An 18,751-nucleotide genomic window follows, 5' to 3' on the forward strand; every position below is an offset into this window, starting at 1 on the left:
CCGAGCCCGCGCACGCCGCGCCGCGCCTTCCGGCACCGCCGTCGAGCAGGCGTGCAGCACGACCTGACGCGCAGACTCAGTACGCGAACGTCGCGGGCGCCACCTCCAGCGCCATCCAGAGCAGGACCGCGACGAACGCGTTGCGCAGGCTCGCGAAGGTCGCGTCGGCGAGATTCGATGCGGCCTGCGCGACGATGCGGTTGTGCAGCACGGCGGCGGCGCGGCGCGCGCGCACGTGGAGCAGCAGCACGCCGGACGCGGTCTCGCCGCGGGCGTTGCGCGCTTCCTCGAGCGGCTCCGCGAGCGCGTCGAGCTCGACGTGCAGGAAGCGGGCGAGCTGCACGGCGCGCACCGCTCCGAAGAGCGCCGCGAAGGCGTACAGCGCGGCGACCAGGAGCCACGGCGACACCGCGAACATCTGCCCGATCGCGGGCAGCATGACGGTGAGCGCGAGGATGCTGATCACCACCGCCGACGTCGCGAGCGCCCGCTGGGCCTTGGCGGCGACGGCCGCGCAGTGCCCGGCCTCGTGCTCGTAGACCTGATCGATCACCGCGCCGAGCGACGGCGAGCTCTCGAGCGCCGCCTGCCAGTGCGCGACGTCGGTGTCGCGGAAGCGGGGCGTCGGTGCGGCCATCTCGGGGCGGCGGAGCCGCAGTGCGCGGTTCTCGCGCAGCGCCTGGGCGAGCGGGAAGACCGCGCCCAGCAGCCGCGCTGCGAGCGTTTCCCCTCCGTCCGAGCTGGCGCCCACCGTCACCTCTCGCCCCACCGTCCTCCGGCCCGTGCCCACGGTTGCTATCGGCATCGCGGCGGCAAGCTATAGATCGGGCCCGGCGCCGGCCATGAAAAGCGCGCGTCGGCCGTAGCAGGGGACTTGTTCCTGCATTGCCAGTGCAGTATCGAGACCGGGACCGACCGATCGTTCGGTTCCGCCCCGGCAATCCCGCCGCCGCAGGAGAATTTCATGATCTCATTCGAGCCCACCGAGGAGCAGGTCCTCGTGCGCGACACCGCGCGCCAGTTCGCGGCCGAAGTGCTGCGCGTCCGTGCCCGCGACGCCGACGAGACCAGCTCCGCCCCGGCCGACGTCCTGAGCGCCGCCTGGGAGCTCGGCCTGATCGCGAGCCAGATCCCCGAGTCCTGCGGCGGCGGCGGCGCGCCGCGCTCGCCGACGACCTTCGCGCTGCTCCTCGAGGAGCTCGGCGCAGGCGACGCCGGCCTCGCGCTCGCGGCCTTCGCGCCCGCGCTGTTCGCGATGACCATCGTCGAGCAGGGCAGCGTCAAGCAACAGCAGCGCTTCCTGCCGCAGTTCTGCGGGCGCGACTTCCACGTCGCCTCGGTCGCGCTCGTCGAGCCGCGGCCCGCCTTCGACCCGCTCGCCCTCGACACCGTCGCCGAGGCGCGCGGCGAGGGCTTCGTGCTGCGCGGCCGCAAGAGCTTCGTGCCGTTCGCCGCGAGCGCGAGCCACTTCCTGGTCATCGCGCGCGAGTCCGACGCGCAGCGCGGCGGCCTCGCCGGCGTCTCTGCGTTCGTCGTGCCGCGTGACGCGTCTGGTTTGACGGTGACCGACACCGAGCCGACGCTCGGGCTGCGCGCCGTGCCGTTCGCCGGCCTCGAGCTCGACGGCGTCGAGGTCCCGCCCGAGGACCGCATCGGCGGCACGCGCGGCTTCGACTACGCGCGGCTCCTCGCGACGTCGCGCGTGGGACTCGCCGCGACGCTCGTCGGCCTGTCGCGCGCGGTCATGGAGTACGCGATCCCCTACGCCAAGGAGCGCGTCGCGTTCGGCGAGCCGATCGCGCGCAAGCAGGCGATCGCGTTCATGCTCGCCGACATGGCGATCGAGACCGACGCGATGCGCTGGATGGTGTGGAAGGCCGCGAGCGAGCTCGAGCAGGGCAAGGACGCGACGCGGTCGGCGCACCTCGCGCGCAGCTACGTCGCCGAGCAGGCGATGAAGATCGCGGACAACGGCGTCCAGGTGCTCGGCGGACACGGCTTCATCCGCGAGCATCCCGTCGAGATGTGGTACCGCCACGCGCGCACGATCGGCGTTCTCGAAGGCGCCGCCACGGTCTGAGCAGGAGACGCAGCCATGATCGATTTCTCTCTCTCCGAGAACGACCAGAAGGTTCTCGCGGCCGTACGCGAGGAGGCGCTGATCGCGCGCAAGTACGCGCGCTACTACGACGAGCACGAGGACGAGTTTCCGCCCGACCAGCTTCCCGAGGCGAAGGACCATCCGGGCTTCTACTCGCTGCTCGGCGGCCGCGACCTCGACGACAGCGGCATGAACGTCCTCAGCATGCTGATCACCGCGGGGCAGACCTGGGGTGACTACTCGGTGCGCCTGCGCCGTCCGTCGGGCGGGCTCGGCAACGCCGCGCTGCGCGCCGCCGGCACGCCGGAGCAGCAGCAGAAGTGGGGCCACCTGACGCTCGCGATGGCGATCACCGAGCCCGGCTGCGGCTCCGATCCGTCGCGCGTCAAGACCACCGCCACCAAGGACGGCGATTACTGGGTGCTGAACGGCGAGAAGATCTTCGTCACCACGGGCTGCCGCGCGGACGGCGTGGTCGCGTGGGCGACGATCGATCCGTCGGCCGGACGCGCCGGCATCAAGTCGTTCCTCGTCGAGAAGGGCACGCCGGGCTTCATCGTCGTGCGCAAGGAGAAGAAGCTCGGCATCCGCGCCGACGACACCGCGGCCTACGTCTTCGACAACTGCCGCATCCCGCGCGAGAACCTGCTCGGCGGCGACGAGAGCATCCCGAAGGGCGGCTCGGGCGGCTTCCGCGGCGTCATGAAGACCTTCAACATGACGCGCCCGTCGGTCGCGGCGATCGGCCTCGGCATCTCGCAGGCCGCGCTCGACTTCACGCGCGACGAGCTCGCCAAGGCGGGCGTCGAGGTGCGCTACGGCGGCGGCATCGCGTCGCAGAACGCGCTCGCGCAGAAGTTCCTCGAGCTCGAGGCGATGCAGGAAGCGGCGATGCTGACCGTGCTGCGCGCCGCGTGGCTCGCGGACCGCGGTGAGCCGAACAACCTCGAGTCCTCGATCTGCAAGGCGAAGGCGGGCTCGGCGGTGCGCAAGATCACGCAGGGCTGCATCGAGATCCTGGGTCCGCTCGGCGTGTCGCGCGAGCACCTGCTCGAGAAGTGGTTCCGCGACGTGCGCATCACCGACATCTACGAGGGCACGGGTCAGATCCAGCAGCTGATCATCGCGCGCACGATTCTCGGCTACTCGCGCGACGAGCTGCGCTGAGACGCTGCGCTGACGGGGCGGACGCGGGCCGCGCGTGCGCGTGGTCCGCGCCGTCCCGCAGCGTCGCCGCTCTCCAGAGCGTCACTCGCTTCCGCGCATCGTGCGCTGCGCAGCGTCGCGTGCTGCGCAGTGTCGCGCGTTGCACGGCGTCGCCCGTGAAATTGCGCAAAGGGGCTTCCTTCGCTTTGCGCACGCGACTATCTTCCGCGCGTCCGCGGCAGGCAGAGGACTGACCAAGCAGCACCTGGCTCATCCTCTCGACTCCACGTCGTCCCACCCCTCGCTGCTGCGCTCGTTGCTCGAGCTCGATGCAAACGGTGCGAGCAGAGGACCCGCGCCTCGTGCGGGGTCGCCTTTGGCGTCGTCCGCGGCAGCAGTGCCTCGTGGCGCTGCTGGTGGCGGCGCTGGGTTGCTTTGTCACGCCGCGTGCGGCGCTGGCGCTCGGTCTGACCTTCCACGTCGACGCGACCGTCGGTGACGACGCGCGCACGCCGCTCGAGGCACAGAACCCGGCGACGCCCTGGAAGACGATCGGCAAGAGCCTGCTGCACGCGGAAGGCGGCGACACGGTGCTGGTCGCGCCGGGGACCTACCGCGAGCGCGTCGAATCGAGGCGCGACGGGTGGAGCCTGAGCCAGCCGATCCTTCTTCGGTCCGCGGTCCCGGGCCGCGCGGTGCTGCGGCCGCCGAAGCGCGGCAACGCGTTTCTCGTCGCGCACGACTTCGTCTCCCTCGACGGCTTCACGATCCGGCGCGCGGTGCAGGGCGTGAAGGTCGGACCGCACGTGACGCGCGGCGGGCCGGTCACGGGCGTCGTCGTGCGCAACCTCGTCATCCGGGCGAGTCGCAGCAACGGCATCCAGGTGGTCGCGGGCGACGGCGTCCAGATCGCGTTCAACGACGTCGCGGGCAGCGGCGCGAACGGGATCAGCTACTCCGGCGACGCGAGCCTGATCCACGACAACGTCGTCAAGAACAGCACGCAGTTCGGCATCTACGTGAAGGACGGCGTCGACCATCAGGTGTTCGACAACGTCGCGACCGGCAACGGCAGCGGTCCCGACGACGACGTCAAGCTCGTCGGAGCGACGATCCCGCCACCGCCGCAGACCTATCGCGTCGACTGCGTCGCCGGCGACGACGCGCGGACGCCGAGCGAGGCGAAGCAGGCGGCGACGCCGTGGAAGACGATCACGCGCGCGCTCGCGCACGCGCAGCCCGGCAGCACCGTGCTGGTCGAGCCCGGCAAGTGCACCGAGAGCGTCGAGACGCGCCGTGACGGCCTGCCGGGCGCGCCGATCGTGCTGCGCTCGCGCGTCGCCGGCAAGGCGGTGCTGCGTCCGCCCGCCGGCACCGTCGGCTTCCTCGTCGGTCACCACCATCACGTCGTCGACGGCTTCAAGATCAAAAAGGCGGTGCAGGGGATCCGGCTCGGGCCGCACGAGGTCGGCGACGGTGTGGTGACCGGGCTCGTGGCGCGCAGGAACACCGTCGTCCGCAGCCGCAGCAACGGCATCATCGTGAGCAACGGCGACGACGTCGAGATCGCGCGCAACAAGGTGCGCGGCAGCGGCGCGAACGGCATCAGCTACTCCGGCAACGCGAGCTCGATCCACGACAACGTCGTGCACGGCAACGCGCAGTTCGGGATCTACGTGCGGGACGGCACGGGTCACCGCGTCTGGGACAACGACGCCTTCGCGAACGGCACCGGCCCCGACGACGACGTCAAGATCCTCGGCACGATGGGGCCGATCCCGGCGCAGACCTACTACGTCGACTGCATGAACGGCGACGACGGCCGCACGGCGACGCAGGCGAAGAACCGCGCGACGCCGTGGCGAACGATCCGCAAGGCGCTCACCTTCACCGATCCGGACGACACGGTGCAGGTGCTGCCCGGCGTTTGCACGGAAGGCGAGATCGAGACGCGGCGCGACGGCACGGCGAAGGCGCCGATCAAGATCCGCGCGGAGACGCGGCGCACGGTGATCGTCGCGCCGCCGTCGGGCAACGGCTTCCTGATCGGGCACGACCACCACACGATCAACGGCTTCGTCGTCGCCGGAGCATCGCTGAACGGCATCCAGGTCGGGCCGCACGACGTCGGCGGCGGCGCCGTGACGGGCGTCACGGTGGTCGACTGCGAGGTGCTGAACAGCGCCGTCACCGGCGTCAAGTTCTCGCGCGCGGTGAAGGGGACGATCCGGCACAGCGTCGTGCGCGGCAACGGCAGCCACGGCATCTCGTACGCAGGACGCGACGGGAGCATCGTCAACAACCTGGTGTACGGCAACGGCTGCGCGGGCTGCGGCGACTACGGGATCAGCATCCTCGCGATCTCGGGCTTCTCGAACGCCGGCCACCGCGTCGTCAACAATACGATCTTCGGCAACGTGAGCGGCGGGCTCAGGCTCGGCGACGACGGCTCTGGCGCGGTGTTCGGCACCGCGCTCAACAACGTCGTGGTCGCGAACCCGGTCGGCGTGAAGGAGCAGGGCAGCGGCAGCTTCGTGCTCGACTTCAACGACGTCTTCGGAAACGGCGTCGCGAACTACCAGCTCGTCGGCTCGACGATCGGCCCGGGCTCGATGTCGGTGTATCCCGAGTTCGTCGACCCGATGCGCAACGACTTCCGCCTGAGCAGCACCAGCGCCGGGCAGACGGTGGACAGCCCGTGCATCGACGCCGGGGCCACGACCGCCGCCGAGCTCGGCCTCGGCGGACGCAGCACGCTCACCAGCGGCGCGCCCGACGTCGGCCTGGTCGACCTCGGCTACCACGGCCCCGCCGGCTGAGGACGCTGCAGCGCGCGCCGGCGGCGCCTGGGCTCATCTCGAGCGCGCTGGTATCCGGTGAGAACCGATGACGCCGTTCTCGGTTCTCGATCTCGCGCCGATCGTCGAGGGAGGCGACGCGGCGCAGGCGCTGCGCAACTCGCTCGACCTCGCGCAGCACGCCGAGCGCTGGGGCTACCACCGCTTCTGGCTCGCCGAGCACCACGGCTTGCCGGGGATCGCGAGCGCCGCCACCGCGGTGGTGATCTGCTACGTCGCCGGCGGCACGTCGACGATCCGCGTCGGCGCGGGCGGCATCATGCTGCCGAACCACGCGCCGCTCGTGATCGCGGAGCAGTTCGGCACGCTCGAGGCGCTGTTTCCCGGACGGATCGACCTCGGCCTCGGGCGCGCGCCCGGCACCGACCCGCTCACGGCTCGCGCGCTGCGGCGCAACCTCAACGCGGACCCCGACGAGTTCCCGCAGGACGTGCTCGAGCTGATGGCGTACTTCCAGCCGCAGCCGCGGCAGAAGGTCCACGCCGTGCCGGGCGAAGGGCTGCGCGTGCCGATCTGGATCCTGGGCTCGAGCCTGTTCGGCGCGCACCTCGCCGCGACGCTCGGTCTGCCGTTCGCCTTCGCGTCGCACTTCGCGCCGCGCTTCCTGATGGAGGCGATCGACGTCTACCGGCAGCGCTTCAAGCCCTCGGAGCACCTCGCGAGCCCGCGCGTGATGCTCGGCTACAACGTGATCGCCGCGGACACCGACGAGGAGGCGCGCGTGCTCGCGACCTCGCTGCAGCAGGCGTTCGTCAACCTGCGCACCGGACGCCCGACGCGGCTGCCGCCGCCGGTGCCGGACTACGAGCGTCAGCTCCCGACGGCGGTGCGCGCGATGCTCGACGAGGTGCTGTCGTGCAGCGCGATCGGCTCGCCCGACACCGTGCGCGCCCAGGTGCGCAGCTTCCTCGCGCGCACGAAGGCCGACGAGCTGATCATCACCTCGCACATCTTCGACCACGGAGCGCGTCTGCGCTCGCTCGAGATCGCGGCCGAGGTGCGCGACTCGCTCGCGTGACGCCGGCGGCGCGTCCTCGGCGTCCCGCCGTCAGCGTCCCGCGCACACCGCGACCGTCTCCGCGATCTCGCGCGCCGCGGCCTCGTCGCCGAGCCGCGCCTCGAGCGAGCGGAACTCCTCCTCGGTCCACTTCTGCTGGATGCGGCGCAGCGCGCAGTTGCAGACCGCTTCGCTGGCGCCGCGCCGGCAGCCGGCCTGGAAGTTCTCGACCACCTCGGCGGAGTAGGCGTTCGCGGGCGGCTCCGGGGTGCAGGACGCGACGAGGATCGACATCGCGAGCCAGGGCGTCGCGACGAGCAGAAGGGTTCGCGCGCGGCGGCGCGGTGCGGCGAGCGAGACGGGCATGACGCGCTCATAACCTGCGCGCGCCGCCGGCGCGACGGCCGCGCTCGCGTCCGCGCGTCGCCGGCGTGCTATCCCGGTCGCCGATGCCCGAGCTGCCGGACGTCGAGCTCTACGTGGAGCTGCTGCGCGAGCGCGTGCAGGACCGCGAGCTCGAGCGCATTCGGCTCAAGAGCCCGTTCCTCGTGCGCAGCGTCGAGCCGCCGATCTCGGCGGCGCAGGGCAAGCGCGTGCGCGCGGTGCGACGCCTCGGCAAGCGCGTCGTGCTCGCGCTCGAGGACGAGCTCCTCCTCGTCTTCCACCTGATGATCGCAGGACGCTTCCGCTGGGAGAAGCGCGGCGCCAACCCGACGGGCAAGATCGGGCTCGCGGCCTTCGACTTTCCGAACGGGACTCTGCTCTTGACGGAGGCGAGCCAGAAGAAGCGCGCCTCGCTGCACCTCGTGCGCGGCGAGGCGGCGCTCGCCGAGCACCATGCAGGCGGCATCGAGCCGCTCGAGTGCAGCGAGGCGGAGTTCAAGGCGGCGCTGACGCGCGAGAGCCACACGCTGAAGCGTACGCTCACCGACCCGCGCGTCTTCAGCGGCATCGGCAACGCGTACTCGGACGAGATCCTGCACGCGGCGCGGCTCTCGCCGCTCAAGCAGACCGGCAAGCTCACGGACGAGGAGATCGCGCGCCTCTACCGCGCGACGCGCGAGACGCTGACCACGTGGCTCGAGCGGCTACGCGCCGAGTTCGCGGGCCGCTTTCCCGGTCCGGGCGAGATCACCGCGTTTCGACCGGGCTTCGCGGTGCACGGCCGCTACCGCGAGCCCTGCCCGGTGTGCGGCAAGCCGGTGCAGCGGATCCGCTACGCGGAGAACGAGACCAACTACTGCGCCGTCTGCCAGAACGAGGGCCGGCTGCTCGCCGACCGCGCGCTCTCGAGGCTGCTGCGCGACGACTGGCCGCGCTCGATCGACGAGCTCGGCTCCTGACGGCGCTCGCGCGCCGGCGGTCCGAGGACCTTGCGGCGCACGCCGGGGTGCGCGAGCGGCAGGATCACCGCGGCGGCGAGCAGCGCGCACGCGACGTAGAAGCGCGGCGAGCCCGGCGTGAGCAGCGTCGAGCCGAAGAAGGCGTAGGCCATCGCGCGCACCGAGCCGCCCGCCGCGACCGCGATCGCGAACGGCAGCAGGGCCATCGACGAGAAGCCCGCACCCCAGAAGAACGCCCCCATCGGCCCGGTCGGGTGCGCGGTGACGATGCCGACCACCGGCGCGCCCGCGTCCCGGATGCGGCGCTCGAGCCACGCGTAGCGCGGACCGAACAGCTCGTGCAGCCAGCGGCCGCCGATGCCGCGCGCGATCGCGAAGGTGATCAGCGCCGACAGCACGATGCCGGTCGCGCCGAGCACGGTGCCGACGGTCGCGCCGAAGCACAGCCCGCCGACCGGCAGGATCACGATCGCCGGCAGGAAGAGGAACTGCCGGAAGGTGAGCAGCGCCAGGTAGAGCGCGGGCGCCTTCCAGCCCATCGCCTCGACCTGCTCGCGAATGCCGTGCGTCGAGAGCTCGATCCCGAGCTGCGCTCGGACCGTCCATGCCGCGAACAGGGACGCGACGGCCAGCACGCCGAGAAAGAAGGCAACACGGCGAGGCATGGGGACTCGGAGCGTAGCGCAGCGCCGCACGGCGCGCGAGTCGTGGGCCGCGTGGGAGCGGGCCCCGCGCGCGCTCGGCTCGGGCGGAGTCAGGCGAGCGCGCGGCGCCGCTAGCGCAGCGCTGCCGCGATGCACGATGCGACCACCGCGACGAACACCACCTTGCGGATCGCGTCCTGCCCACCGCGGAGCGCGAAGCGCACGCCGAGCTGCGCCCCGATCACCGAGGTGACCGACAGCATCAGCCCCGGCAGCCACCACACCTTGTCCTCGACGACGAACACGGCCAGCGCGACCGCCGTCAGCGCCGCGACCAGCATGGCCTTGAGCGCGTTGCCGAGCACCAGGTCGTAGTGCAGGGCGCCGCTCAGGAAGAGCAGCAGGAAGATCCCGACCCCCGCCTGCAGGAAGCCGCCGTAGGCGCCGATCGCGAAGAGCCCGAGCACCGCGAGCGGACGCCCGCGCGGGTCGCGCGGCTCGGCGCCGCTCGCCGGCACGAGCGCCTCGGGCTTCCACAGCATCAGGATCGCGATCACGAACAGCGTGCCGACCAGCACCGGCTTGAGCACGCTCGCCGGCAGCCGGGCCGCGACCCACGCGCCGACCAGCGAGCCTGCGAGCGACGGCACGACGATCCAGGCGACGTGCGAGCCCGGCAGGCGCTCGCCGCCGGCGAGCCCACGCGCCGCGACCATCGATTGCGCGAGCACCGAGACGCGGTTGGTCGCGTTGGCCACGTCCGCCGGCAGGCCGAGCAGCAGCAGCGCGGGCAGCGTCACCAGCGAGCCACCGCCGGCGAGCGTGTTGACGAATCCGGCGAGCACGCCCGCGACGGCGAGCAGCACGAGCCCGAGCGGCGACCAGGCTTCCATGGGAAGCGGGTCCTATAACGCGGCGGCGGCGTGCCCGCCCGGGTGGAGCGCGCGCGCCGATCCAACGCGCGTGGACGCCTCGGGGATTTTCGGGCTGTTTACAGCCTCGCACACTGCGCGATACTCGCGACCACGGTGATGGCGGAGGAGTCGTTGAAGGTCTCGTCCGACGGCCTCGAGCTGCAGGTGGAGGCCTTCGGCGAGGGGCGTCCGTTTCTGTTCGCGCACAGCCTCGGCGGCTGTCGGCACCAGGTGCGGCGGATGCTCGAGCCGCTCGCGCGCGAGTTCCGCATCATCACGTTCGACCAGCGCGGCCACTGCGGCTCGACGCCGGTCACCGATCCGGCGCTCTACGATCCGCAGCGCATGGCGGCCGACGTCGGCGCGGTGCTCGACGCGCTCGGGATCGCGCAGGCGATCGTCGGCGGCGAGTCGATGGGTGCCGCGACCACGCTGCTGTTCGCGACCACGAACCCGAAGCGCGTGCAGCATCTCGTGCAGGTCGCGCCCACGGTCGGCGACGAGCCGAACCCGAGCGAGCAGACGATCGTCGCCATCGCCGACTTCGCGGCGAAGTACGGGCTCGACGCTGCAGCGGACGCCGTCGCGCTCGCGTCGATGAGCCTGGGCATCCCGCGCGAGGCGGCGGGCCTGGTGACGGAGATCTGGATCCACCACCGGCTCGACAGCTTCGTCGCCGCCAACCGCGCCGTGCCGCACTGGGTGCTGTTCGAGGATCTCGCGCCGGTCGCGGCGCTCAAGGTGCCGGTCGGCGTGCTGGCGTGGGGCAACGATCCGAGCCGTCCGCTGCCGCTCGCGCGCCGTCTCGCCTCGGCCGCGCGCCGCGGCCGCATCGAGACCGTCGACTCGCTCGCCGAGCTCGCGCGCACGCCCGGGCTCTACGCGAAGTTGCTTCGTCGGCTGCTTCCTGAATAGATCGGCCGCTGGAGGAGCGGTCATGGAGAGCAGCACGCGTTCAGACGCGCTCGTCCTGTTCGGAGCGTCGGGTGACCTGGCCCGCAAGATGACGTTCCCGTCGCTCTACCAGCTCGAGCGACGCGGCGTGCTGCAGGTGCCAGTGATCGGCGTCGCGCTCTCGGACTGGGACGACGAGGCGATGCGAAACCACGCGCGCGACGCGATCGTCGCGGCCGGCGTTGCGCTGGACGACGGCGTCTTTCGCCGGCTCGCGGCGCGCATGCGCTTCATCAAGGGCGACTACGGCGACCAGGGCACGTTCCTGCGCTTGAAGGAGCTGCTCGGCGGCGCGAAGCACCCGCTGTTCTACCTCGAGATCCCGCCTTCGCTGTTCGAGAAGGTCGTGCTGCAGCTGCACGCGGTCGGGCTCACCGAAGGCGCGCGCGTAGTCATCGAGAAGCCGTTCGGTCACGACCTCGCGTCGGCGCGCGCGCTCAACAAGTCGCTGCTGTCGGTGCTCGAGGAGGAGCAGATCTTCCGCATCGACCACTACATGGGCAAGGACCCGGTGCAGGATCTGCTCGTGTGGCGCTTCGCCAACGACATGTTCGAGCCGGTGTGGAACCGCCGCTACGTGAACAACGTTCAGATCACGATGGCGGAGTCGTTCGGCGTCGAGGACCGCGGCTCGTTCTACGACGCGGTCGGCACGCTGCGCGACGTCGTGCAGAACCACCTGATGCAGATCCTCGCGCTGCTCGCGATGGATCCGCCGGTCGAGAGCGGCGCCGAGGCGCTGCACGTCGAGCAGAGCCGCATTCTCCGCGCGATCCAGCCGGTGTCGCCGAAGAACTTCGTGCGCGGCCAGTACCGCGGCTACCTCGACGTCCCGGGCGTCAAGAAAAATTCGCAGACCGAGACCTTCTGCGCGCTGCGCATCGACATCGACTCCTGGCGCTGGGCCGGGGTCCCGTTCTACCTGCGCGCCGGCAAGGCGCTGCGCCACAAGGCGACCGAGGCCGTGATCACCTTCAACCAGCCGCCGCGCCTGCTGTTCGCCGATCCCAAGGCCGGCGCGCCGGCGAACAACCGCATGCGCTTCCGCCTCGGCCAGGACCCGGGCGTGACGATCACCGTGCAGGCCAAGCGTCCGGGCGAGGGCATGGTGTCGGAGCCGGTCGACCTCAACGTCGACTTCGCGCGCGCGCTCGGTCCGATGCCGCTGCCCTACGAGCGTCTGCTCGGCGACGCCCTCGCCGGCGACGCGACGATGTTCGCGTCCGAGGACTTCGTCGAGCACACCTGGTCGATCCTGCAGCCGATCCTCGACGAGCCCGGCCCGGTGCACGTCTACGAGAAGGGCAGCATGGGGCCGAAGGAAGCCGACCGGCTGACGGAGTCGTGCGGCGGCTGGGTCGAGCCGCTCGCGCCGCCGTCCGACCGCTCGGCGTGAGCCCGGAGAGAAACGCGTCGTGATCGGCATCGAGACGCCGCAGGGCGAGGACGCGCTCACGGAGTTCCTGCTCTTCCACGACCGGGTCTACGAGACGCGCGGTGCGCGCTGGCAGGCGATCGTGCCGTTCCAGCTGCCGATCCTGCTCGGCACGAGCCCGTTCAACGTCGGGCGGACCTACCGTCCGTTCGTCGCGCGGGTCGGCGGCGAGATCGTCGCGCGGGCGGCGGCGGTGCTCGACGAGCGCTACATCCGACACTGGAGCGAGCGCATCGGACACATCGTGATGTTCGAGGCGCTGCCCGACACGCGCGACGCGACGCGCATGCTGCTCGATGCGGCGTGCGAGTGGCTCGCCGAGCAGGGGATGGAGGCGGCGCGCGCCGGCTACGGCCCGCTCGAGTTCATGTTCACCATCGACGCCTACGAGGCGCTGCCGCCGAGCTTCATGCGGCAGAACCCGCCGTACTACCACACGCTGCTCAAGGACGCGGGCTTCGAGACCGAGAAGGGCGCCGTCGATTACAAAATCGCCGTGCGGCCGGAGCTGGTGGCGCGCTGGGAGAGCGCGCTCGCGGCCGCGCGACGTGGCGGCTTCGAGCTCGTGCCGCTCAAGGACGTCCCGGAGCCGCGCCGCGTGCGCGAGTTCAACGCGACCTGGCAGGAGGCGTTCGCGCACCACTGGGGCAACTCGCCGGGCACCGAGGACGAGTACGCGGAGATGTTCGACGCCCTGGCGCCGGTCGGCGCGCTCGACACCTCGCTGCTCGCCTACCTCGACGGCAAGCCGGTCGGCTGCCTGTGGGTCGCGCCGGAGTACACCTTCCTCGCCGCGACGGCGCCGGGGCGCGAGATCCGGCCCGACGAGAAGCTCAACTTCCTCGGCATCGGCGTGCTCGCGCCGGCGCGCGGCCGCGGTCTCAACCTCGCGATGGCGTCCTACGCGTACCTCGAGCTCGTGCGCCGCGGCGCGACGCACGTGAGCTACACCTTCGTGCTCGACGACAACTGGCCGTCGCGACGCACGGCCGAGAAGCTCGGCGCCGAGGTGTGCGGGAGCTACGTCGCCTACCGGCGCAACTTCCGCCGCTGAGCCGCGGGCGGCTCGTTGGTCGCGCGCCAGAGCGCGATCCCGCCGAGCATGCCCGCCTCGTTCGAGGCGATCACGGCGTTCGCCGGCAGGTCCTCCGGCCTCAGGTGCTTCGCGTTGCCGCCGCCGAGATAGAGCTTGCGGAAGTTGAAGATCGGCTCGAGCTGCTCGATCATCCGCCGCACGCGCTTGCGCCAGCGCTTCTTGCCGATCTTCTCGAGCGCCGCGCGCCCGACCTGCTGCTCGTAGGTCTCGCCGTTGCGGAACGGATGGTGGCCGAGCTCGAGGTTCGGCACCAGCTTGCCGTCGACGAACAGCGCCGAGCCGAGCCCGGTGCCGAGCGTCAGGACGAGCTCGACGCCGCGACCCTCGATGTCGCCGAGCCCCTGCACGTCGGCGTCGTTGCACACGCGAACCGGTTTCCTGGTCGCGCGCGCGAGCGCCTTCGCGAGGTCGAAGCCCTGCCACGCGCCGTCGAGGTTCGGCGCCGTGTGCACGACGCCGTCGTGCACGACGCCCGGAAAGCCGACCGACACGCGGTCGAAGCGCGGCTGCGTCGCGATCAGCCCCTCGAGCGCGCGCAGCACGCGCGCCGGCGTCGCGGGCCGCGGCGTCGCGACCCGTGCGCGCTCGGTGATCGGCTTTCCGCGCGCGTCGAGCACGAGCATCTTGAGGCCGGTGCCGCCGACGTCGATCGCCAGCGTGTACGGACCCGCGCCCGCCGCGCGCGCGCCGCGCCCCCGCGCGGCCGATGGTTTGCCGGCAGCCTTCTTCGCCATGGCGTCTCCTTCCCACTACGACGACGGCGTGTTGCGTCGCCGGCCTTAGCCGAAGGTCAGCGCAGCGCGCCGACCGACATCGCACCCGCCGCCCAGGCGAGCTCCGCGGAGCGCATCAGCAGCTCGGCGCGGCCCTGGATGACGAGGTAGCGCGCGTTCGCGAGGTCGCGCTCGCCGGTCAGGAGCTCGACGATGGTGTTGAGGCCGAGCCCGTAGCTCTCCCGGTTCGCCTCGTAGGCGTCCTGCGAGGCGCGCAGCAGCGCTTCCGCGTACTCGTACTTCTTTCGCGCCGCCCGGTAGTTGAAGTACGCGCGCCAGACGGCGGCGGTGGTCTCGAGCTCGAGGCTCGCGAGCCGGGCGCGCGCCGCGTCGCGCTGCGCCTCGGCCTCGCGGATCGCGTTCAGACGGTCGAAGCCGGTGAACAGGTCCCACTCGACGTTGACCAGCCAGGCGTAGTTCGGCGACCGCGCGTCGTCGCGGGGCCCGCCGTTGACGCTGTAGCGCCAGATGTCCTCGCCGTAGAGGCCGGAGAAGCCGAGCGTCGGGAAGAGCTCGGCCCGAGCCTTCCCGATCGCCGCCTCCGAGGCGCGCAGCTCGGCGACGCGCGCCGCGAGGTCGGGACGCTGCTGCAGCGCGGTGTCGATCACGTCCTCGACCGTGACCCCGAGCCGCTTGGGCAGCGGCAGCTCCTCGAGGCTCACGATGTCGAGCGCCGCGTTCGCCGGCACGCCGATCGCGAGCGCGAGGTTCGCCTGCGCGTCGCTCACCATCACGGACGCGCTCTCGAGGTCGTAGACCGCCTTCGCCTCGACCTGCTTCGCGAGCAGCACGTCGGGTTGCGTCGCGAGGCCGAGCGCGAGGCGTTCCTCCGCCGCCTCGCGCACCGAGCGCGCGAGCTCGAGGTTGCGCTCCGCCGCCCGCTCCATCGCCTTCGCGGCGTCGAGCGCGAAGTACGCGCGCTGCGCGTTGAACACCACGTCCTGCATCTCGCGGTTGAAGGCGAGGTTCGCCGCGACCAGCTGCTGGCGCGCGATCTCGGCGCCGTGCTCGCGGCGGCCGAAGTCGATCAGGGTCCACGTCAGCTCGAGCTGCGGCGTGAACGAGTCCTGCTTGATCGTGATCGGCGCGGGATCGTTCTGGAACAGGAAGCGCTCGGTGCCGGCCGACGCTTCGACGCTGACCTCCGGATAGTAGTCGGAGAGCGAGCGGCCGTAGCGCGCGGCGGCGGCGCGCGCCTCCTGCCAGGCGCGGCGCGTGGACGGATTGTTGCGCAGCGCGAGGTCGACGATCGCGGGCAGGTCGTAGCGCTCGCCCGCGCGCGGCAGCGCCTCGTCCTCGCCGACGCGCCACGCATCGGGTGCGGCGCGCAGCTCGGCCGCGTCCTGCGGCGGCTTCCAGTCGCGGTCGGGCGCGTGCGAGGTGAGCGACAGCGGATCCCACGCGACGAGCGCGGGCGGCGCCGTGCAGCTGGTGAGCAGAACCGAAAAGAGCGACAGCACGCACAGCACGCCCGCGAGCACCGCATGCGGTGTGCGACGGCCGTGCGATTCCTTTACTGGCTGCCCGAAGCGTGCCATTCGTGACCGTCGTGCAGGTGCCGCCATGTGGCTCACGCGTCGTCACCCGATGCTCCTCGACGTGACACGCGCGTCGGAGTCAGGCGTCCGGACCGCGCCTAGATATAGGAACCCGGTCACCGTGTTAAACGCGCGCATGCGCACGACGCGCTCTGCGGCGCCGCTCGTCCCACTCTCGTTCGTCCCGCTCGGCTCGCTGCTGCTCGCCGGCTGCGATCCGGTGATCGACGTTCAGGGAACCTTCTTCCCCGCATGGCTCTTGTGCATGATCGTCGGCGTCGTGCTGACGGTCGCCGTGCGGCCACTGCTCGTCCGTCTCGGCCTCGAGCCCTACCTGGGTCCGCTGCCGCTGATCTACACCTGCCTCGCCGTGCTGCTGACGCTCGGCACCTGGCTCGTCTTCTTCCGCACCTGATGGCCGAGCGCGTCGCGACCGCAGAGCGCGACGACGTCGCGCGCAGGATCATCGGGCGGCTGCTCGGGATCGCGATCGTCGTCGGCGCGATCGTGCTCGCGGTGGTGGTGTGGAACGAGCTCTACCGCTTCCCGCGCACCGACGACGCGTACGTCCGCGCCAACCTGGTCGGCATCGCGCCGCACGTCAGCGGTCCGATCGTCGAGCTCAACGTGGTCGACAACCAGCGCGTGAGCGAGGGCGAGCTGCTGTTCGTCGTCGATCCGCGGCCGTACCGCTCCGCGGTCGACCGCGCGCGGGCGAAGCTCGAGCTCACCAACCTCGAGATCCGCGGCTACGAGCACGCGGTCGAGGCGGCGCAGGCGGAGCTCGCGCGGCGCGAGGCGGAGGCGGCGTACGCGAAGCAGTACCTCGAGCGCGTGAAGCCGCTCCTCGGCAAGAAGTTCGTCACGCCGAACGACGTCTTCGAGGCGCAGACGCGCGCCGAGGCCGCCGAGGCGGAGGTCAAGCGCGCGCACTACGAGCTGTCGCGCGCGCAGAACGAGCTCGGCCAGCTCGGCGACATCAACGCGCGCCGTCAGGCCGCCGAGGCCGAGCTCTACGATGCCGAGCTCAACCTGAACTACTGCTACGTGCGCTCGCCGTTCGACGGCTACGTGACCAACCTCAACATCGCCGTCGGCGAGTACGCGAACCAGGGCCAGGAGGTGTTCGCCCTGGTCGACGACCGGCAGTGGTACGTGATGGCGAACTTCCGCGAGGACTTCCTCGCCTCGATCGCGCCCGGGATGAGCGCGGAGATCTACCTGATGAGCTACCCGCGCCGGAAGTTCCGCGGTCGCGTGCAGGGCATCGGCTGGGCGCTCTACCAGAAGGACGGCGCGACCGTCGGCGTCCTGCCCGCGGTCGAGCCGACGCTCAACTGGGTGCGCCTCGCGCAGCGCTTCCCGGTGCGCATCGTGCTCGAGGAGTCGGATCCGGCGTACCCGTTCCGCATGGGCGCGAGCGCGGTGGTGACGATCAAGGGCTTCGAGGAGCCCTGAGCGGCACGCCCCGAGCGGCGCGCTGCAGGAGTCGCTCTCGCCCGCAGCGTCGGCGCCGCGGAGCTACGACAGCGCCGCGCGCACCAGCGCCGTGTCGAAGTACTCCTCGAGGCGCGTGATGCGCCCGTCCTCGACCCGCACGACGAGACACGCCGGGAAGCGCATCTCCTTGCCGTTCGGTGCGGTGCCGCAGGTCGTGTGCTGCTCGACGAAGCCGGTCGGCGTCACCTGGCAGCGGACGTCCTCGTAGCGGAAGTCGCGGATGTTGTCCTTGACCCAGCGCAGCACCGCGAGATTCTCCTCGGGCGTGCGCTCGACCGGGTCCTGCGCCGTCCAGATCACCGCGTTCGGCGCGTAGCAGCGGCGCACCTCGTCGAGGTCGCCGCGCGCCACCGCGTCGAAGAAGCGCCGCGCGAAGTCGAGCATCGCCCGTTCGTCCATGCGCGCGAGTATCGCGCGCCCACGCGGATCAGAACAGCGCCGCGAGATCCTTGCCGACCGCGAACGCCTCCTCGAGCGTCGCCACCGCGACGTCCTTCTGCTCCGCCGTCGCCTCGAGCGCCGCCTCGCGCGTCGCGTAGAAGCTCGTCCGGTCGCAGAACGACTTGCGGATGTCCGGACCGTCGGGCCAGGCGATGGTCACGACGACGCTCGCGGGCGAGGGCTCGCGCACGCCGTTCTTGCCGACGAGCATCGTGATCGGCGTGCCGGTCACCGGGCAGGTCGAGCGCACGCGCGCCTCCTTGCCGAGCACGACGGCGAACATCAGGCAGTCCATCGCGCACCACGCCCAGAACGTGCGGCCCTCGATCTCGAAGGAGTGGCGCGCCGGCACGATCGACAGCCCCGCGCCGACCACGTTGCCGCAGGAGTCGCACTCGAGGATGTAGTCGCGCTTCGCCCACCAATCGAGGATCTGGTCCGCCGGGACGCCGGCGAGGCGCCCGGCCTCGTCGAGCGAGACCGGCTTGCCTTGCATGAGCGAGGCGACGAGCGGTCCGCCCGCGCGGATCAGGTCTAGGCCCTTGGGGCTCGTCCACTTCTCGAGCAAGCGTTGGCGAACGCTCGCGACGTCCATCGGCTCCTCCTCCTCGACGACGATCGAACGAATGCCGGTGGTGCGCGTCCGACTTCGAGACGCAGCCGCGCTTCCGGCTACCTCATCCTATCGTCGGGAGGGGCGCTCGTCTTCAATCCTGCGCGGGCGTCGCTAAGTCCTCGGTGCCGACCTCGAAGTGCACCTCGTCGCTGCACTCGAGCGGCGGGGGCGGGTTCAGCACGGGATCTCGGTCTCGGACTCGTTCCGCGTGTCGCGGTCGAACGTCACCTCGACGACGCGGTCGATCGTGATGCCGTTGATCGTGTCGAAGACGTAGCCGCGGATGCTCGAGATCCCCGACACGCCGGCGCACGTCGGCTCCTCGAGCACCGCGATGATGCCTTCCTGCGCGGTCTCGATCACGTACGACACGACGTCCTTGGTCGCGCCGCCGA

Annotated in this window: 19 protein-coding genes; 10 read left to right on the forward strand and 9 right to left on the reverse strand. The window is 71.4% G+C overall.

Annotation, left to right across the window (positions count from 1 at the left end):
• Positions 1–76: 76 nt before the first annotated feature.
• Entirely contained in the window at positions 77–751 is a 675-nt protein-coding gene (locus VIS07_16130; GenBank protein HEY8517039.1) for a hypothetical protein, read from the reverse strand.
• 213 nt (positions 752–964) lie between these two features.
• Here VIS07_16130 and VIS07_16135 point away from each other — a divergent pair, with 213 nt between their 5' ends.
• From VIS07_16135 to VIS07_16150, 4 genes are all read left to right on the forward strand, one after another.
• Positions 965–2,080, forward strand: coding sequence for an acyl-CoA dehydrogenase family protein (locus VIS07_16135; GenBank protein HEY8517040.1), 1,116 nt, complete (start codon positions 965–967; stop codon positions 2,078–2,080).
• A 15-nt stretch (positions 2,081–2,095) separates the two neighbouring features.
• On the forward strand, positions 2,096–3,268 hold the full coding sequence (locus tag VIS07_16140; GenBank protein ID HEY8517041.1) for an acyl-CoA dehydrogenase family protein: 1,173 nt from the start codon (positions 2,096–2,098) through the stop codon (positions 3,266–3,268).
• A 341-nt stretch (positions 3,269–3,609) separates the two neighbouring features.
• Complete coding sequence (locus VIS07_16145) at positions 3,610–6,066, forward strand: right-handed parallel beta-helix repeat-containing protein (protein ID HEY8517042.1); 2,457 nt, start codon at positions 3,610–3,612, stop codon at positions 6,064–6,066.
• 67 nt (positions 6,067–6,133) lie between these two features.
• Positions 6,134–7,123, forward strand: coding sequence for an LLM class flavin-dependent oxidoreductase (locus VIS07_16150; protein HEY8517043.1), 990 nt, complete (start codon positions 6,134–6,136; stop codon positions 7,121–7,123).
• Between the two features lie 30 nt (positions 7,124–7,153).
• Here VIS07_16150 and VIS07_16155 read toward each other — a convergent pair whose 3' ends face one another.
• Positions 7,154–7,468, reverse strand: a complete 315-nt coding sequence (locus tag VIS07_16155) for a hypothetical protein (GenBank protein HEY8517044.1) — start codon at positions 7,466–7,468, stop codon at positions 7,154–7,156.
• Positions 7,469–7,551: 83 nt separating this feature from the next.
• Between VIS07_16155 and VIS07_16160 the strand changes: the two genes are divergently transcribed.
• Positions 7,552–8,445 carry a DNA-formamidopyrimidine glycosylase family protein gene (locus tag VIS07_16160; GenBank protein HEY8517045.1) on the forward strand — a complete coding sequence of 298 codons (894 nt, stop codon included), beginning with the start codon at positions 7,552–7,554 and terminating at the stop codon, positions 8,443–8,445.
• On the opposite strand, the gene VIS07_16165 is transcribed toward VIS07_16160, so the two are convergent.
• Together VIS07_16165 and VIS07_16170 are read right to left on the reverse strand one after the other, a co-directional pair.
• Complete coding sequence (locus VIS07_16165; GenBank protein ID HEY8517046.1) at positions 8,340–9,110, reverse strand: VTT domain-containing protein; 771 nt, start codon at positions 9,108–9,110, stop codon at positions 8,340–8,342. The two genes, VIS07_16160 and VIS07_16165, sit on opposite strands and share 106 nt — an antisense overlap.
• A gap of 110 nt (positions 9,111–9,220) precedes the next feature.
• Positions 9,221–9,982, reverse strand: coding sequence for a sulfite exporter TauE/SafE family protein (locus VIS07_16170; GenBank protein HEY8517047.1), 762 nt, complete (start codon positions 9,980–9,982; stop codon positions 9,221–9,223).
• A 153-nt stretch (positions 9,983–10,135) separates the two neighbouring features.
• Between VIS07_16170 and VIS07_16175 the strand changes: the two genes are divergently transcribed.
• The 3 genes from VIS07_16175 to VIS07_16185 are packed head-to-tail and all read left to right on the forward strand — an operon-like array spanning position 10,136 to position 13,446.
• Positions 10,136–10,918, forward strand: coding sequence for an alpha/beta hydrolase (locus tag VIS07_16175; protein ID HEY8517048.1), 783 nt, complete (start codon positions 10,136–10,138; stop codon positions 10,916–10,918).
• Between the two features lie 22 nt (positions 10,919–10,940).
• On the forward strand, positions 10,941–12,353 hold the full coding sequence (gene zwf, locus VIS07_16180; protein HEY8517049.1) for a glucose-6-phosphate dehydrogenase: 1,413 nt from the start codon (positions 10,941–10,943) through the stop codon (positions 12,351–12,353).
• 19 nt (positions 12,354–12,372) lie between these two features.
• A complete protein-coding gene (locus VIS07_16185; GenBank protein ID HEY8517050.1) occupies positions 12,373–13,446 on the forward strand; it encodes a GNAT family N-acetyltransferase in 1,074 nt (357 codons plus the stop codon).
• Here VIS07_16185 and VIS07_16190 read toward each other — a convergent pair.
• Entirely contained in the window at positions 13,422–14,222 is an 801-nt protein-coding gene (locus VIS07_16190) for an ROK family protein (protein ID HEY8517051.1), read from the reverse strand. The two genes, VIS07_16185 and VIS07_16190, sit on opposite strands and share 25 nt — an antisense overlap.
• Before the next feature lie 56 nt (positions 14,223–14,278).
• The gene (locus tag VIS07_16195) at positions 14,279–15,799 is read right to left on the reverse strand and encodes a TolC family protein (protein HEY8517052.1); all 1,521 of its coding nucleotides are present in this window, start codon (positions 15,797–15,799) and stop codon (positions 14,279–14,281) included.
• Positions 15,800–15,920: 121 nt separating this feature from the next.
• Here VIS07_16195 and VIS07_16200 point away from each other — a divergent pair, with 121 nt between their 5' ends.
• Both VIS07_16200 and VIS07_16205 read left to right on the forward strand, forming a co-directional pair.
• A complete protein-coding gene (locus VIS07_16200; protein ID HEY8517053.1) occupies positions 15,921–16,214 on the forward strand; it encodes a YtcA family lipoprotein in 294 nt (97 codons plus the stop codon).
• A complete protein-coding gene (locus VIS07_16205) occupies positions 16,214–17,257 on the forward strand; it encodes a biotin/lipoyl-binding protein (GenBank protein HEY8517054.1) in 1,044 nt (347 codons plus the stop codon). Before VIS07_16200 ends, VIS07_16205 begins: the two co-directional genes overlap by 1 nt.
• A gap of 63 nt (positions 17,258–17,320) precedes the next feature.
• Here VIS07_16205 and VIS07_16210 read toward each other — a convergent pair whose 3' ends face one another.
• The 3 genes from VIS07_16210 to VIS07_16220 form a co-directional block, all read right to left on the reverse strand.
• The gene (locus tag VIS07_16210; GenBank protein HEY8517055.1) at positions 17,321–17,698 is read right to left on the reverse strand and encodes a nuclear transport factor 2 family protein; all 378 of its coding nucleotides are present in this window, start codon (positions 17,696–17,698) and stop codon (positions 17,321–17,323) included.
• 28 nt (positions 17,699–17,726) lie between these two features.
• Complete coding sequence (gene merB / locus VIS07_16215; protein ID HEY8517056.1) at positions 17,727–18,335, reverse strand: organomercurial lyase; 609 nt, start codon at positions 18,333–18,335, stop codon at positions 17,727–17,729.
• Positions 18,336–18,530: 195 nt separating this feature from the next.
• Entirely contained in the window at positions 18,531–18,728 is a 198-nt protein-coding gene (locus tag VIS07_16220) for a hypothetical protein (protein HEY8517057.1), read from the reverse strand.
• Positions 18,729–18,751: the final 23 nt, after the last annotated feature.

This window comes from Candidatus Binatia bacterium (genome assembly GCA_036563615.1).
Taxonomy (GTDB): Bacteria; Desulfobacterota; Binatia; order UBA12015; family UBA12015; genus DATCMB01.